Source organism: Nostoc punctiforme PCC 73102, assembly GCF_000020025.1.
GTDB classification, from domain to species: Bacteria; Cyanobacteriota; Cyanobacteriia; order Cyanobacteriales; family Nostocaceae; genus Nostoc; species Nostoc punctiforme.
This window is the reverse complement of sequence record NC_010628.1, coordinates 7,721,956-7,737,425: the sequence shown is the minus strand read 5'-3', so window position 1 is coordinate 7,737,425 and position 15,470 is coordinate 7,721,956. Positions and strand designations below refer to the sequence as shown.

General features: G+C 44.1%; 15 protein-coding genes. 5 read left to right on the top strand and 10 right to left on the bottom strand.

Annotated features, from left to right (window positions below):
• Window positions 1-80: 80 nt before the first annotated feature.
• Window positions 81-1,046: a class I SAM-dependent methyltransferase gene (locus NPUN_RS31785; protein ID WP_012412480.1), complete on the top strand. Its 966-nt coding sequence runs from the start codon at window positions 81-83 to the stop codon at window positions 1,044-1,046.
• 90 nt (window positions 1,047-1,136) lie between these two features.
• On the opposite strand, the gene NPUN_RS31780 is transcribed toward NPUN_RS31785, so the two are convergent.
• The 3 genes from NPUN_RS31780 to NPUN_RS31770 form a co-directional block, all read right to left on the bottom strand.
• Window positions 1,137-1,904, bottom strand: a complete 768-nt coding sequence (locus NPUN_RS31780) for a class I SAM-dependent methyltransferase (RefSeq protein WP_012412479.1) — start codon at window positions 1,902-1,904, stop codon at window positions 1,137-1,139.
• A gap of 34 nt (window positions 1,905-1,938) precedes the next feature.
• Complete coding sequence (locus NPUN_RS31775; protein WP_012412478.1) at window positions 1,939-2,628, bottom strand: SDR family NAD(P)-dependent oxidoreductase; 690 nt, start codon at window positions 2,626-2,628, stop codon at window positions 1,939-1,941.
• A 74-nt stretch (window positions 2,629-2,702) separates the two neighbouring features.
• Window positions 2,703-4,001, bottom strand: a complete 1,299-nt coding sequence (locus tag NPUN_RS31770) for an MFS transporter (protein WP_012412477.1) — start codon at window positions 3,999-4,001, stop codon at window positions 2,703-2,705.
• On the opposite strand from NPUN_RS31770, the gene NPUN_RS42270 reads away from it, so the two are divergent.
• Window positions 4,000-4,182: a hypothetical protein gene (locus tag NPUN_RS42270; RefSeq protein WP_167315686.1), complete on the top strand. Its 183-nt coding sequence runs from the start codon at window positions 4,000-4,002 to the stop codon at window positions 4,180-4,182. The two genes, NPUN_RS31770 and NPUN_RS42270, sit on opposite strands and share 2 nt — an antisense overlap.
• 97 nt (window positions 4,183-4,279) lie before the next feature.
• Here the strand turns inward: NPUN_RS42270 and NPUN_RS31765 are convergent, their stop codons facing one another.
• From NPUN_RS31765 to trxA, 4 genes are all read right to left on the bottom strand, one after another.
• Window positions 4,280-4,945, bottom strand: coding sequence for a nitroreductase family protein (locus NPUN_RS31765; protein ID WP_012412476.1), 666 nt, complete (start codon window positions 4,943-4,945; stop codon window positions 4,280-4,282).
• 221 nt (window positions 4,946-5,166) lie between these two features.
• Entirely contained in the window at window positions 5,167-6,279 is a 1,113-nt protein-coding gene (locus NPUN_RS31760; RefSeq protein ID WP_012412475.1) for an alkene reductase, read from the bottom strand.
• A 124-nt stretch (window positions 6,280-6,403) separates the two neighbouring features.
• Window positions 6,404-7,198 carry an SDR family NAD(P)-dependent oxidoreductase gene (locus NPUN_RS31755; RefSeq protein ID WP_012412474.1) on the bottom strand — a complete coding sequence of 265 codons (795 nt, stop codon included), beginning with the start codon at window positions 7,196-7,198 and terminating at the stop codon, window positions 6,404-6,406.
• A 164-nt stretch (window positions 7,199-7,362) separates the two neighbouring features.
• The gene (gene trxA / locus NPUN_RS31750; RefSeq protein WP_012412473.1) at window positions 7,363-7,686 is read right to left on the bottom strand and encodes a thioredoxin; all 324 of its coding nucleotides are present in this window, start codon (window positions 7,684-7,686) and stop codon (window positions 7,363-7,365) included.
• A gap of 80 nt (window positions 7,687-7,766) precedes the next feature.
• Here trxA and NPUN_RS31745 point away from each other — a divergent pair, with 80 nt between their 5' ends.
• Entirely contained in the window at window positions 7,767-8,117 is a 351-nt protein-coding gene (locus NPUN_RS31745; protein ID WP_012412472.1) for an ArsR/SmtB family transcription factor, read from the top strand.
• A gap of 71 nt (window positions 8,118-8,188) precedes the next feature.
• Here NPUN_RS31745 and NPUN_RS31740 read toward each other — a convergent pair whose 3' ends face one another.
• The 3 genes from NPUN_RS31740 to NPUN_RS31730 all read right to left on the bottom strand — a co-directional run bounded on the left by NPUN_RS31740 (window position 8,189) and on the right by NPUN_RS31730 (window position 10,509).
• Window positions 8,189-8,968 (bottom strand): nucleotidyl transferase AbiEii/AbiGii toxin family protein, encoded by a 780-nt coding sequence (locus NPUN_RS31740; protein ID WP_012412471.1) that lies wholly within the window; start codon window positions 8,966-8,968, stop codon window positions 8,189-8,191.
• The gene (locus tag NPUN_RS31735) at window positions 8,965-9,201 is read right to left on the bottom strand and encodes a hypothetical protein (protein WP_041565757.1); all 237 of its coding nucleotides are present in this window, start codon (window positions 9,199-9,201) and stop codon (window positions 8,965-8,967) included. The genes NPUN_RS31740 and NPUN_RS31735 overlap by 4 nt, the downstream gene beginning before the upstream one ends.
• A 78-nt stretch (window positions 9,202-9,279) precedes the next feature.
• A complete protein-coding gene (locus NPUN_RS31730) occupies window positions 9,280-10,509 on the bottom strand; it encodes a glycosyltransferase (RefSeq protein ID WP_012412470.1) in 1,230 nt (409 codons plus the stop codon).
• Window positions 10,510-10,628: 119 nt separating this feature from the next.
• Here NPUN_RS31730 and shc point away from each other — a divergent pair, with 119 nt between their 5' ends.
• On the top strand, window positions 10,629-12,545 hold the full coding sequence (gene shc / locus NPUN_RS31725; protein ID WP_012412469.1) for a squalene--hopene cyclase: 1,917 nt from the start codon (window positions 10,629-10,631) through the stop codon (window positions 12,543-12,545).
• Between the two features lie 329 nt (window positions 12,546-12,874).
• The gene (locus tag NPUN_RS44320) at window positions 12,875-15,355 is read left to right on the top strand and encodes an FG-GAP repeat protein (protein WP_012412468.1); all 2,481 of its coding nucleotides are present in this window, start codon (window positions 12,875-12,877) and stop codon (window positions 15,353-15,355) included.
• Window positions 15,356-15,470 lie beyond the last annotated feature (115 nt).

Genomic DNA, 15,470 nt, shown 5'->3' with positions numbered 1-15,470 from the left:
CCCGCAGGGGTACGCTATCGCGGCGACCAGTTGAATTGTAACCCCACAACCTAGAATTTCAAATACTTAGAGAGTAACTTATGAGTGAAAAGACAGTCAAAGTGATTGAAGGAAACTTATTGCCAAAAGGAGATTATGTATCGTCAGGATTTTCCACTATCCAGCCAGATTTATATTTTCCCAATATAATTTTAGGAAATAAATATGATTCTTTTTGGCTTTATTTACGGCGGGATATCACTCATAACTGGTATGTGGATAAACGACGGCAAAAGGTAGGATTTGTGAGCAGAGATGAAGCTCATATTCTATACAATACAGCTTTGAAATTTCGAGGGAAAAAAGCTTTAGAAATAGGTTGCTGGATGGGGTGGTCAGCTTGTCACTTGGCTCTAGGAGGGGTGGAGTTAGATGTAATTGATCCGATGCTATCCGAACAATTATTTAATGAAAGCGTTACAGAATCACTAAAGTTGGCAGGCGTTAAGGAATCTGTGAATCTAATACCAGGATGCAGCCCTCAAAAAGTAGAAGAGATAGCAAATAAATTTCAACGTAAATGGTCATTGATATTTATAGATGGTAATCACGAAGCACCAGCTCCGCTCAATGATGCAATTATTTGCGAACAATTTGCAGAAGCAGATGCTTTAATTTTATTTCATGATTTGGCTTCTCCTGATGTAGGACAAGGCTTGGATTACTTCAGAGACAAAGGATGGAACACAATGGTGTATCAAACTATGCAAATTATGGGAGTTGCATGGCGGGGAAATGTTGAGCCTGTAATACATCAGCCAGATCCTAATATTAACTGGGCATTACCTCCACATTTACAAGGTTATTTTGTCAGTGGTTCAGTTGAAACTGCGACTGAAGATAAATTTGCAGAACTTCTCAGAGCAGTACGACCATATACTTTACTAAGTGAAGCAAAGTTATTTTCGCTTTATAGTCAGGCAAAACAACTATATTGTTATCTTTTTTGGCTGCCAAAAATGTTACTACAAGCGATCGCTAGAATCAAACCTATCAAGGGCAACTAGTTTTGTATTATAAGTCATGACTGGCGACTGGCTATCTGTCGCTGGTCATGGCTTTCTCTGGATGGAACATAGAGCTTCAATTATATTTTTTCATAGCGGTGATTTGGCGATCGCAGCCCAAACTCTGTGGTGAACCTGAAGGATTGGCGTGGGATATTTTGCTTCGAGTAATGTCGCCAACTCTTGGTCAAATACTTCTACCTTTTCTGGTGTCAAGCTGGCTCCCACACCAGCACTTGCCCGAATTCGCCCCCGCCAAGCTTCGTGTGTATAAGACACAAATACATCGTAAGAAAATGTGCGAATTTCTCGGAATCCTCCTTCGCCAATGTCTTGTAACCACAAGGGATACATTCCATTCCCACCGTCCAAATTCCACGCGGGATTATGAGCCTTGATCAGTTGTTCTGTTGCTTCAACTACATTACCTTTTAAGGGTATCCAATCAAAATGAGCGATCGCAATTGAGCCATTTTTTCTCAATATCCGAGTAACTTCCTGGACAGCACGGGGACGATCAAACCAATGCCAACATTGTCCAGCAGTGATTACATCAGCACTTGCATCTGGTAACTCGGTATTTTCTGCAGTTGCGACTCGATAATCTACTTTGATTTGGGTTGATTCGCTTAACTGTCTCGCTTGTTCTAAAAGTGATGCTGATGGATCTATGCCAATTACATAAGCACCTCTATCAGCAAAGCCCCGCGCTAGTGTTCCTGTCCCTGTACCAAGGTCAACAATATTCTGTCCTGGTAAACCTATACCATATTCAGACAGTTTATTAAATAATGAACTGGGAAAGCCAGCGCGGTGTTTTGCGTAATCAACAGCAGTTGCACCAAAATCAATTTTCATACCTGCAAAACCATTTTTGTAACAATTGTCTAGGCTAGAAGTTCTCTACCCAAGGACGTAGTTCTACTTCATAAGTCCAAGCACTGCGGGGCTGGCGGAGAATACTGAGATAAGTTTGAGCGATCGCATCTGGGTCAAGAGTACTATCAGGATTATCTACTGGATCTTGGCGAACTGCTGAACGGATTGCCCCATCAATCACGAAATGCGCCACATGAATATTCTTTGGTGCTAATTCTCTAGCAATACTCTGAGCCAAACCGCGCAGTGCAAATTTACCCATTGCAAAGGGAGCAGACAGAGGATAACCTTTAACACTCGCTGAGGCTCCCGTAAAAAATATAGCACCACCGCCAAGTTGCAAAAACCTTTTGGTAGCAGCTTGGGCCACGAGAAAGCCACCATAAGCAGTTACATCTAAGGTTTTTGCCACCTCACCAGGGTCTAAATCAATAAGAGGCCCCCGCACCCGAAAACTGGGATTGTAAATAACAACATTGGGGGAACCAATTTTACGATCAATATCAATAAATAATTGTTCTACTTCATTTGGCTTTGAGACATCAGCAGCGAAACTAACTGCGTCAATTTCTCTAGTCAATTGAGTAAGTTTTTCAATTTGACGAGCCGCTAAAGCTACGGTGAATCCTTCTTTGGCAAATAGGCGGGCTAAAGATGCACTCAGTCCACTACCTGCGCCGACAATTAAAGCTGTTGTTGCCATATTTTAAACCTGTAGTGCTTATTCTGCCTAGCTTAGAGCTTTTCTTAATGCCATTCGATTAAAAAATTCATAGATTAAGAATTGAGCGTGACTGAAGATAGTTGTGAATCGCCTTTAGTGGGAGTTTGACCAATTTGCAATACACCAACTGCGGCAATCAGACAGAGAATACCTGATAAAATAAACGCTTGTAAATAGCTACCCGTCCAAGTTCTTAACACTCCGGCTCCGAAAGCTGCTGTGGCTGCACCAAGCTGGTGTCCTGCGACAATCCAACCGAACATCACGCCGACATTTTCTTTACCAAAGGCATTGGCAACAAGACGGACTGTCGGTGGTACGGTAGCAATCCAATCAAGTCCATAGAAGACGGCGAAAATAGAAAGTCCATAGAAAGAAAAGTTGAAACTGAAGGGCAAGAAAATCAAAGACAAACCCCGCAGCCCGTAGTACCAGCACAATAAGTAGCGATTATTCCATCTGTCAGAGAGCCAACCAGACATAGTAGTTCCAAAAAAATCGAATAGCCCCATGATTGCCAAAAGACCCGCAGCTTTGACTTCAGGAATACCGTGATCAATACAAGCGGGAATCAGATGAGTTCCAATTAACCCATTTGTGCTGGCGCCACAGATAAAAAAGCTACCAAATAACAGCCAAAAATCGCGCTTACGCATTCCCAGCCAGAGGGCGTTGAGGGTAGAGCTGATGGAATTTGCTCTAGGCTGTGATATTTCTACAGTCTCGCTGTTGTCGCCAAAGGGTCGCAAACCAACATCTGCCGGACGATCGCGCATAAAGGCTGCGATCGCTGGAATAATTAAAAGTGCTGCACCAGTCAGAGCCAAAGCCGCAGTTCGCCACCCAAAGCGATCGGCTACTGAGGCCAGCATAGGCAAAAATACCAGTTGCCCCGTGGCTGTACTGGCGGTTAGGATGCCGAGAACTAAACCCCGCTTCTCAAAAAACCAGCGATTGACAACAATAGCGCCCAAAACCAGGGCGATAACTCCGCTACCAGAACCGACAACTACACCCCACAGCAAAACTAGCTGCCAAGATGCTGACATCAAAGTAGTTAAACCGACACCGAGAGCAATGACAGCAAGTGAAAACACCATCATTTGGCGAATGCCGATTCGCTCCATAACTGTGGCGGCAAAAGGGCCAATCAGTCCATAAAGTACTAAGTTAATAGAGATTGCTAAAGATATAGTTGCTCTACTCCAGCCAAACTCCTGTTCGAGAGGCACTATAAAAACTCCGGGAGCAGAGCGAATTCCGGCTGCAACGAGTAAGGCGAGGAATGTTAAACCTGCAACGAGCCAACCATAGTGGAACGAACGACGCGCTAGGAAGGAGGCTAGGGACATGATGAGTAGGGAGTGGTGGCAGATTATTGTAGAGACGGCGATTCATAGCGTCTCTTGTCTTAACCGAACGGTATTGGGAGTGGTGGAGCAGAAATCAATATCTATAATTTATCGAGTAGGTATAAATGGGACTCGTGAATGGGTCTTTAATAGTCATTCACGAGTCCTAGAGCTTCGTTGATGAACCTCAAAGCCTCGTCAATGAGCTTTTGAACTCCATTAATGAGGCTCAGAACTCGACTCTTTTACCTCTTCCTTTATGCCCAATTTAAGGAAAGCTACCCTGCATAAGGATTACCGATTCTATCCACAGAGACGTTAGAAGAGAATGGTAAACGACCTGGATTTAAGCGTGGTTCGGCTGCATAGCCAACGGGAACTAAAACAGCGATCGCTAAATCTGGATTATCCCCAGCACCAATCACTTGTTTTACCCTATCCTCAATCCAACCGTTCATAAAACAAGTGGATAATCCCAAACTTTCTGCTGCTAACACCAAATGAGTAGCAGCAATTATGGCATCTTTGATTGCATATTCGCGTCGTTTGTCGCCTAACCCAGCTTGAAATTGTGGGATGGCGGTTTTAAAATAGTTTACCGTGCCTTCATTCCATGCTCCAGTTTCACTTGCACGCTCCAAAATCGCGGCCAAGTTTTGTTCGCCTGCGTTAGGATCGGCGGCAAAAACGAAGGTTACAGGTGCTTGAACAATTTGCTGTTGATTCCACGATGCTGCTGATAATGCTGCCTTTTGCGCCTCATCTTGCACGAGAATAATTTGCCAGTCCTGGATATTATAACTACTGGGCGCTGCCACGGTTAACTCTACCAGTTGCTTGAGCAGTTCTGGGGCAATGGGGTCTGCTTTAAAAGTTTTGATTGAACGACGTTGAGCGATCGCACTGGGTACATCTAAAGGTATGGTTTGGGTGATGGAACTCATGAGATTCTCCTGATAGTTGAGTTATGACCAAATAATTCGTAATTACGTTCTCTACGAGACGCTAAAAGCTAACGCAGACTCGCTTTGCGTGGCGCTAACGTAATTAGGATACAAGCAAATCTATTTATTCCCGAAACAAAAATAAAAATTATTTCTTGTTTCAGAACAAACGATTTGCCTACGGCACGCGCAAGGTACAGTCATGAAGTCATAATTACGAATTACGCCTTAGCTACCGCCTCATTAGCAGCCGACCAAAATGGATAGTCTGTATATCCTTGTTCACCGCCACCATAAAAGGTTGCTTGATTTGCTTCATTTAGTGGTGCATTTAAAGCCAAGCGTCGGGGTAAATCTGGGTTTGATATAAATAATGTGCCAAAGGCAACTAAATCTGCTGCTTTGTTTGCCAGCACTGCATCACCTTTTTCACGGGTATAACCACCATTGACGATGAGTGTACCTGTAAAGCGATCGCGGATATGACTGGTGGGTACAATTATCCCGCCATGTCTGATATCTGCCTCGGTTGCCTCATAAATATGCAGATATGCCAAATTAAACTGGTTCAACGCTTGAGCCGCATAACCGAATGTCTCTAGGGGATTGGAGTCACCTATATCATTAAAAGTCCCACTGGGAGACAAACGAACCCCAACTCGGTTAGAATCCCACACACTAGTTACCGCCTCTGTCACTTCCAACAAGAATCGGGTGCGATTCTCAATGGAACCTCCATATTTATCTGTACGTTGATTGGTGCGATCGCGGAGAAATTGATCTATTAAATAACCATTAGCTGAGTGAATTTCTACCCCATCAAACCCAGCCGCTAGAGCATTTGCAGCTCCCTGACGATACTGTTCTACTATTTGCGGTATTTCTGAAGTTTCTAAAGCGCGGGGAGTAACAAAGGGTTTTGGCCCCTCATAAGTTGCAGCTTCACCTTTAGGAGCAATGGCAGAAGGTGCCACAGGTAAAGCTCCATTTGGTTGTAAGTCAGGATGGGAAATTCTGCCTACATGCCATAGTTGCAGAAAAATTCTTCCACCCTGCTGATGTACGGCATCAGTTATTAACTTCCATCCTTCCACCTGTTCTGGTGAATGAATTCCTGGTGTAGCGGGATAACCTTGTCCTTCAGGAGTTACCTGTGTTGCTTCAGAAATAATCAATCCGGCGGAAGCACGTTGAGCGTAGTAGGTAGCATTCAGTTCGTATGGCACGTTTCCCTTACTGGCTCGGTTTCGGGTTAAGGGTGCCATCACAATTCGGTTAGGGAGTTCCAAATTCCCTAATTGGTAAGAAGAGAATAAATTGATCTCAGTAGTCATGTTGTTTACTCCAATTCAAAGTTTTTTAACCCACGCAGGTGGGTAAAGTTTAGTGTAGACGCGCTTTCTAACCGCCCTTTATAACGTTAAGTTGACTGTACGCCTACGAAATGTGGTTCAAATACTAAACAATTGACCGAATAACGCCACCATCTACCCGCAAAGCTGCACCATTAGTTGCTGAAGCTACAGGACTAGAAAGGTAAACTACGATCGCAGCTACTTCTTCATTAGTTGCAAAGCGTTTGATTAAGGAACTTGGACGCACATTTTGAAAAAACTCAGCCTCGACTTCAGCACGATTGATACCACGTTCCTGCGCCAGGTTGGTGATAAACTCTTCAACTCCTTCTGAACGGGTTGGCCCGGGGAGGACGGAGTTTACAGTGACTCCAGTCCCGATAGTCATTTCTGCTAGACCTCGTGCAATGGCTAGTTGCGCTGTCTTAGTTGTGCCATAGTGAATCATTTCCACCGGAATTTGAATCGCAGATTCGCTGGAGATAAAAATTATCCGTCCCCAGTTTTGCTCTAGCTGCTTTTGCAGATATTGCCGACTCAAACGGACTCCACTGAGAACGTTAACCTGAAATATGTTTAACCAATCTTCATCGGTAATATCAAAAAAGGTTTTTGGCTCATAAATACCCAGATTATTAATGAGGATATCAACGTGAGGAACTTTTTGAAAGAGTTCCTCTACCCCTGATGCAGTACTTGTGTCAGCAACAACGCCAGAAACTTTCGCTTCAGGTGTACTTTGTTGAATTTTAGCGATCGCTTGGGTTACTCTTTCTTCAGACCGACCATTGACAATTACTGATGCACCTTCTTGAGCTAGCGCTTGGGCGATCGCTAAACCAATACCTGCGGTTGAGCCGCTCACTAGCGCGGATTTACCATGCAATTTCAAGTCCATTTCGCTCTTTCCCCATTAGTTGAAACAGAATTCAGGAGTCAGAAGTCAGGAGTGGGGAGAGACGCGATTAATCGCGTCTGTACAGAAGTCAGGTGTATTCTGACTCCTGCCTCCCTTGATTAGAGAAGACTAGAAACTAAATGCTTCTCACAACAGTACCTAGATTAAAGATGCTGTGCTAAGGTCTTATTCAAGGTGGTTTTTGGGACTGCCCCTACGACAGTATCAACCTGCCGACCTCCCTTAAAAACCATCAGCGTCGGAATGCTGCGAATTCCATAATGGCTGGCGACAGTAGGATTCTGATCTGTGTTCAGCTTCACAAATTTCACCTGTCCTTCGTATTCCGCAGCAACTTCATCGACTACTGGGCCTACCATCCGGCAAGGGCCGCACCACGGGGCCCAAAAGTCTACTAAGACCGGAATTTCACTTTCCAAGACTTCTTGCTTGAATGTGGCTTCTGTGACATTTGTAATGGATGACATAAATTGCCTTCCTAATTAATTCTATTATTCGATAATATCGAATAATAAAAATATATGCCACTCGATGAGATAATGCAACTATGAGATTTCTTTATCATCCAGATAGAAAAAATATTTCTTTACCGGGAGTGCTGTATGCATTGGGCGATCCAGTGCGGCTAGAGATTGTGCGACTGCTGGCCACTGAGGGGGAACAATGCTGTGCCCAGTTCGATTTTGCGATCGCAAAGTCTACAATGTCCAATCATTTTAAGATTTTGCGGGAGTCTGGGATAGTCTTTACACGTAAAGAAGGGACACATCACATCAACATACTACGGCGTGAAGATTTAGAGGTGCTATTTCCAGGGTTGCTGGATGCGGTATTGAAAGCGGCTCAACCATTGCCTGTTAGTCCTGCGAGTGATAAACAAACAGCTTCAAGGGTTTAGGAATGGGGAATGGGTAATGGGAAATGGGGAATGGGGAATGGGGCATTGGGCATTGGATAACGCGATCTGTTTTAAGAATCTTCTTGTTTTTTAATTTGTGTTTCTAAATCAGCCAAGATATCATGTTGTTCTTGAAAAGCCCTTGGAGTGTGAGATAAACCTAAATCTGTTGAGAGTAAATCAATACCATCGAGAATTTTGGGTATCTGAGCTTGATCAACTTGTAGACTGAGAAAGCATTTCTCCCTGTAATCAGGTCTTCCCTGAAAGAGTTCAATCGCTCTTTTCAAAGGGCGCATAACCTGATAAGCTTTTTCAGCCTTCTCAATTGATGCTTGAGGGATTCGAGATTGCAGCCTAAGAATTGCTAGATCGATCAAATCTCTTGCTTCAACACTGTCATCCGCGTAACGATCAGAATTTGACAGCAGCTTAGAGGTAAAACAGTCATTGAAGCTTAAGCAAGGGACGAGTGACCACTTTGGATATCTTGGTGGGTCTAGCTGAAAACGAGTTTCAGCGATAATTTCCGTTTTAATCGGCATATCATCCACAAAAACGATCATCCGAATTCCATATTGGTCAGTTGTGCTACGTCCAACTTGGATTTTGCTTAAATCACGAAACAATGCTTCATGCCCACCTTCAAATACCACTGTACGTAAATATTTATAGCCTTCTGTACCAACAGAAGCAATAAAATCAATATCCTTACTCCAGCGATATTCTTCAAACTCAAATGCAAGAAGGGTTCCGCCACCAAAGTAAGCAGAACCCTTCCTAAGTATGTCCGAATCTAAAGATTCAAGAACTGTGAGAATTTGATTATGGTGTTCTAACCTGAAGGTCATAAACAAACTTGCAACCAGGACTTATAGCGTCTAGCGAGTTCCTGAACAAAATTGAGTTCTTCACCTTCAAGATTATTAAATAGATTATGATACTGCCAGCCACGCTCATAGCGACTCAGCATTTGTTCTGAAGTAAACCGATACACATCGGCAGTCTGCCAACAAATTGACTCCAGAAAAGGCAGCTTTTTGGGGACAGTAACAGGATTATTTGTTGTTGTTGCGGTTGTCATAGCTCTTTTAATCAACCACTTTCAGCTTACTTTTATTTAGATTAGCACTATCGATATCGAAATTTAATTTTATTCTAACTATAAATTATCCGAACTGGGGTAAACTCTTCCTTTCCAAGCGCCGCCGCGCCCTTGCCAATGACGTAATGCTGAGTCTAAAGTCATCAGCGTATAGAGAAACGCGATCGCAGGCAAGCTCAACGCGAACCACGGAGAACATTTATAAAAGCGGATTGTCGGGTAGTAAGCGAAAGTCATCAATAGCCATCCTAATAAACCCGTAAGTGCGATCGCCCAATTGCCCCAAACTATACCTAGAATTACACACACAGGTGAAACTAGATAAATCAAAGGCATTCCCACCAAAGTGCCCAAGAGTAGTAATGGCGAATAATTTAGTTGAGTATAGGCAGTACGAGCAACCATATCCCAAATTGTCGCTAGCGAGTCATAAGGACGTAGACTGTGAGTCAAGCTACTCAATCCTAACCAGATACGCCCTTGACTAGGAATTTTGTTTATTCCCCTTGTCTCCTTGTCCCCTTGTCCCCCATTCTTCTTAACAGCTTGAGCTAGGGCGCAATCGTCGATTAAAGCTTGGCGAATCACTTGAATGCCTCCAATTCGTTCTAAAGCTTCACGGGCGATCAGAATAGAACCTCCAGCTGCGGCGGCTGTGGGATTGTTTGGATTATTAACCCAACGAAAGGGATAGAGTTTTTGGAAGAAAAACACGAAAGCCGGAATCAAAAGTTTTTCCCAAAAGCTCTCACATCTGAGTCGCACCATTACCGAAACCAAGTCTAAATCTTCTTGAACAGCCTTCGCAACGAGTCGGCGGAGATTACCAGGATCGTGTTCGATATCTGCATCGGTCAGTAAAAAATAGTCGGGTGCGAATTTACTAGCACTTTTTATACCTTGCTCAACAGCCCAAAGTTTGCCCGACCAACCAGCAGGCAGTGATTCGCCAGAGATAATATGCAATTGCTGGGGTTTACCTACAGCGTGTGCAACCCCTTCGGCAAAATTTGCTGTCCGATCTGTACTGCGATCGTCTACCAAAAATACGTTAAAAGAACCAGGATAATCTAGGAGTAGGAGCGATCGCAAGCTGGTTGGTATTAACTCAGCTTCGTTACGCGCTGGAACCACGGCACAAACCACAGGTAATGATTGTAGAGACGTTTTATACAACGTCTCTACCTCTAATTGCTGGTCTGTCCGCCAAAATTGTCCCCAAAAACACAGTAATCCTAACCAAATTGCCAATGATAACAGCGTCAATCCTAATACAATTACACCCATGACCTATTGCAAATTCTCAGTGACTCAGACACAATACTATGTCTACCAATAAAGAAAAAATTTTTCATAGTATTGCCGTATTCATAGCTAGTGTTGAGTGTGAGGTTAGATAGTATTTGATGCAAACACAAGACAGGGTAAAAGTCAATCAAGTTGCAGAAGCGATCGCAGCCAGCCAACAATATTTACTTTCGATTCAAAATCCAGCAGGCTACTGGTGGGCAGAGTTAGAATCTAATGTCACGATTACTGCTGAAACAGTCCTTTTGCATAAGATTTGGGGAACAGACCAAACCAGACCTTTACACAAAGTTGAAGCATATCTGCGTCAAGAGCAACGACAGCATGGCGGCTGGGAACTTTTCTACGGTGATGGCGGAGAACTTAGCACTTCAGTTGAAGCTTACATGGCGCTGAGACTGCTAGGTGTACCAGCAACCGATCCGGCGATGATTCGGGCGCAAGCTTTTATTCTCCAACGGGGTGGTATCAGCAAAACTCGGATTTTTACCAAGTTGCACTTAGCCTTGATTGGCTGCTACAACTGGCGCGGTATTCCCTCGCTACCGCCTTGGATAATGTTATTGCCAAAAGCTTTTCCAGTTAATATCTACGAAATGTCTAGCTGGGCACGTTCCAGTACAGTACCATTACTGGTTGTATGCGATCGCAAACCTGTTTTTATCACTGACCCAACTATCAACCTAGATGAGCTATACGCTGAAGGTATCGATCGAGTCCGGTGGGAATTACCCCAAAGTGGCGATTGGACTGATTTATTCCTCACCCTCGACCAAGGATTCAAATGGGCAGAAAGCCTAAATTTAGTCCCCTTCCGTGAAGAAGGTATCAAAGCCGCCGAAAAATGGATTTTAGAACGGCAAGAAGCGACAGGCGACTGGGGCGGCATTATTCCGGCGATGCTGAATTCAATGCTAGCTTTGCGCTGTCTGGATTATGACCGCAGCGACCCGATTGTGGAACGAGGTTTGCAAGCAATTGATAACTTTGCCATTGAAACAGATAATAGCTACCGGGTTCAGCCCTGTGTTTCACCGGTTTGGGATACAGCTTGGGTGATGCGTGCCTTAGTAGAATCAGGCTTTGTACCAGATCATCCCGCCGTGGTAAAGGCTGGAGAATGGTTGTTGCAAAAACAAATTTTAGATTATGGAGATTGGGCTGTAAAAAATCGCCAAGGAAAACCAGGGGCTTGGGCTTTTGAGTTTGAAAATCGGTTTTATCCCGATGTAGACGACTCGGCGGTGGTGGTGATGGCTTTACATTTGGCGAAACTTCCCAATGAAAAAATCAAGCAGGCTGCGATCGCACGGGCGGTAAACTGGATTGCATCTATGCAATGTAAACCTGGTGGGTGGGCTGCTTTTGATTTGGACAACGATCAAGATTGGCTTAACTCCATCCCTTATGGCGACTTGAAAGCCATGATCGATCCAAATACCGCAGATGTTACGGCTAGAGTCGTAGAAATGCTTGGTGCTTGTGATTTGTCAATTGATAGTGATAATTTAGAGCGATCGCTAACTTATCTTTTACGCGAACAAGAAACCGAAGGCTGTTGGTTTGGTCGTTGGGGTGTAAATTATATCTACGGCACCAGTGGCGTTTTGTCAGCCTTGGCATTAATTGATCCTCAAAGGCACAAACTCAGTATAGAACGGGGAGCAGCTTGGTTACTGGGATGCCAAAACCTAGATGGGGGTTGGGGTGAGACTTGCCGCAGCTATGATGACCCCAGTCTCAAAGGAAAAGGAGATAGTACTGCATCTCAAACTGCTTGGGCTTTAATTGGCCTCTTGGCAGCAGGTGAAGCAACTGGTAAATTAGCTGTTAAGGCTATTGAGCAAGGAATTGGCTATTTAATGGCAACTCAACAGCCTGATGGTACTTGGTTTGAGGCAAACTTTACAGGGACTGGCTTCCCTTGCTATTTCTATCTTAAATATCATCTGTATCAACAATACTTTCCTTTAATTGCACTAGGTCGCTATCAAGCAGCGATTAAAGAAAGTTAATATTCGTTGCTGTAGTAGGGGCATAAAATTGTTCGCCCCTACTGTATTACTTTATTAAGAAATTCCATATTAAAAGCGCATTATTTGGCATATTTGTGCATCATAAAAAATATTTTTTGTATAAATAGTATGTGTGTTTTTCTTAAAGTTAAAAAATAATCGATTGTGACAGTTGGAAAAGCAATATAAACTAACAACCAGAAATGTAGCTAGTAGATGGTTAGCGTAGCACAAATTCTACTTGGCACTCCATAACAATACTTCAGTTTAAAACACGAAATTTCTAATTTAGGCCTTTGAAGCTTACTCCCTGACCATAGGAAAAAATCATGGCTAACTCATTATTTAATCTCTCTGACTTGAATGGCAGCAATGGCTTTGTTATAAACGGCTTTGGTGGCGAATCAGGCTACAGGGTCAGCAATGCGGGGGACATCAACAACGATGGCATTGACGACCTGATTATAGGGGCACCTTACACCTCCCCCAACGGTAACGATCGTGCTGGGCGAAGCTATGTGGTATTTGGAGGGACAAATGTCGGCAGTAGCGGCATCTTCAACCTCTCTGACTTAAATGGCAGTAATGGCTTTTTAATGAACGGGATTGCTGAATTTGACTTCTCAGGCAGGTCAGTCAGCAATGCGGGAGACATCAACAACGATGCCGTTGACGACTTGATTATTGGGGCACCTTTTGCCTTTCGTAACGGCATTGGTCAAGCTGGGGAAAGCTATGTGGTGTTTGGAGGGACGAATGTTGCCAGTAGCGGCACCCTCAACCTCTCTGATTTGGATGGTACTAATGGCTTCACAATTACCGGTATTGGTCAAATTGACACCATAGGTTGGTCGGTCAGCAATGCGGGGGACATCAACAACGATGGTGTTGACGACTTAATTATTGGGGGATATGGAAAAAGCTATGTGGTATTGGGGAAGAAGAATGTGGGCAGTGGCGGCACTTTCAACCTCTCTGACTTGAATGGCAATAATGGCTTTACAATTACTGCCATTGGTGACTTTGACAGCTTTTTGGTCAGCAATGCGGGAGACATCAACAATGATGGCATTGACGACCTGATTATTGGGAAATATGAAGCCGACTCCAACGGCAACGAGAATGCTGGGCAAAGCTATGTGGTTTTTGGAGGGAAAAATGTCGGCAGTGGCGGCATCTTCAATGTCTTTTCCTTAAACGGCACTAATGGCTTTGCCATTAACGGCATTGCTGCGGGTAACGAATCAGGCTTCTCAGTCAGCAATGGGGGGGACATTAACGGTGATGGCATTGACGATCTGATTATTGGGGCATTTCGTGCCCCCGCCAACGGTGTCATTCAAGCAGGGCAAACCTATGTGCTGTTTGGAGGGATGAATGTCGGCAATAGTGGCACTTTCAACCTCTCTGACTTGAATGGCACTAATGGCTTTGCCATTAACGGTATTACTGAGAATAGCTTCTCAAGCTCTTCAGTCAGCAATGCGGGAGACGTTAACGCTGATGGTATTGATGACCTGATTATAGGCGCACCTGATGGTGAGCAAACCTATGTGGTGTTTGGGGGGAAGAATGTAGGCAATAGTGGTAGCCTCAACCTCTCTGACTTGAATGGCACTAATGGTTTCACCATTCCTGGGGGTGACGCGATAGGTCTTTCAGTTAGTTATGCAGGCGACATCAACAACGATGGCGTTGACGACCTGATTATAGGCGCACCTTTTGCCTCACCCAACGGCATCATTAGCGCTGGGCAAAGCTATGTGTTGTTTGGGGGGCCAAATATCGGGGTCGGCACTCTTAACCTGACAGGAACTCCTGGTGCAGATACTCTTATAGGCACATCTGGCAACAATATTATCGACGGCAAAGCTTGTAACGATACCCTAACAGGTAATGGCGGTCAAGATAAGTTTGTAATTCGCCCAAGCGATGGCAATGACATCATCACTGATTTTGGTGGTGTTGGTAAAGGCACAAACCCATCAGCACAGGTAATTGCCAATGTTGACACACTGCAATTTACAGGTAGTGGCTTAACTGCCCGAAATCTGCTATTGACTCAAAATGGTAAGAATCTAGAAGTTACCTTTGAAAATGTGGCTAATACCAAAGTCACTCTGCAAAACTTTCAGTTAGAAAACTTGGATAATCTGAAAGCTTCTGGAGCAAGACCAGCGATTGGCAATATCCTGTTTGATAGGCAAACTAGCATCACCGACAGTTTTGATGTTTTTGATGCCAATTCCACTCAAACTAGCCTGTTCAACAAGAACACGGTGACATTCCTCAATGACCTATCCAACAACATTACGGGTTTTGATAACTCTGCTGATGTGGTCAATGGTCAGGGAGGTAATGACAAAATCGACGGCAAGAGTGGCAACGACCTGCTGCGGGGTGGCGCTGGTAATGATACTCTCATTGGTGGTACAGGCAATGATACCCTTGTAGGTGGTGCGGGTGCTGACAGATTTTTGTACAACACGAATGCTCCCTTTACCAGTGCTGCTGTTGGTCAAGATGCGATCGCTGATTTTAAACACTCCCAAGGTGACAAAATTATCCTGGATAAGACTACCTTTAGTGCTATTACTTCTGCTGCGGGAACGGGTTTTAGTAATACCAGTGATTTTAAAATTACTTCTTCAGCAGCGACCAGCACGGCGAAAATTGTGTATGACGCTGTGAGTGGACAGTTGTTCTATAACCAAAATGGTAGCGCGGCTGGTTTTGGCAATGGTGGTCTATTTGCGACTCTGAATGGTGCGCCGACTTTGATAGGTTCAGACTTCATCATTCAAGCGTAGTTAATTAATAAGGCACATACCAATACGCTTGGGTTAAGCCTTTTTCTCTCTCCCTGCTGCCTTAACAGATAAATTTCCTTAACTAATGTTCAGGAGAAGATACCATAATCATTAA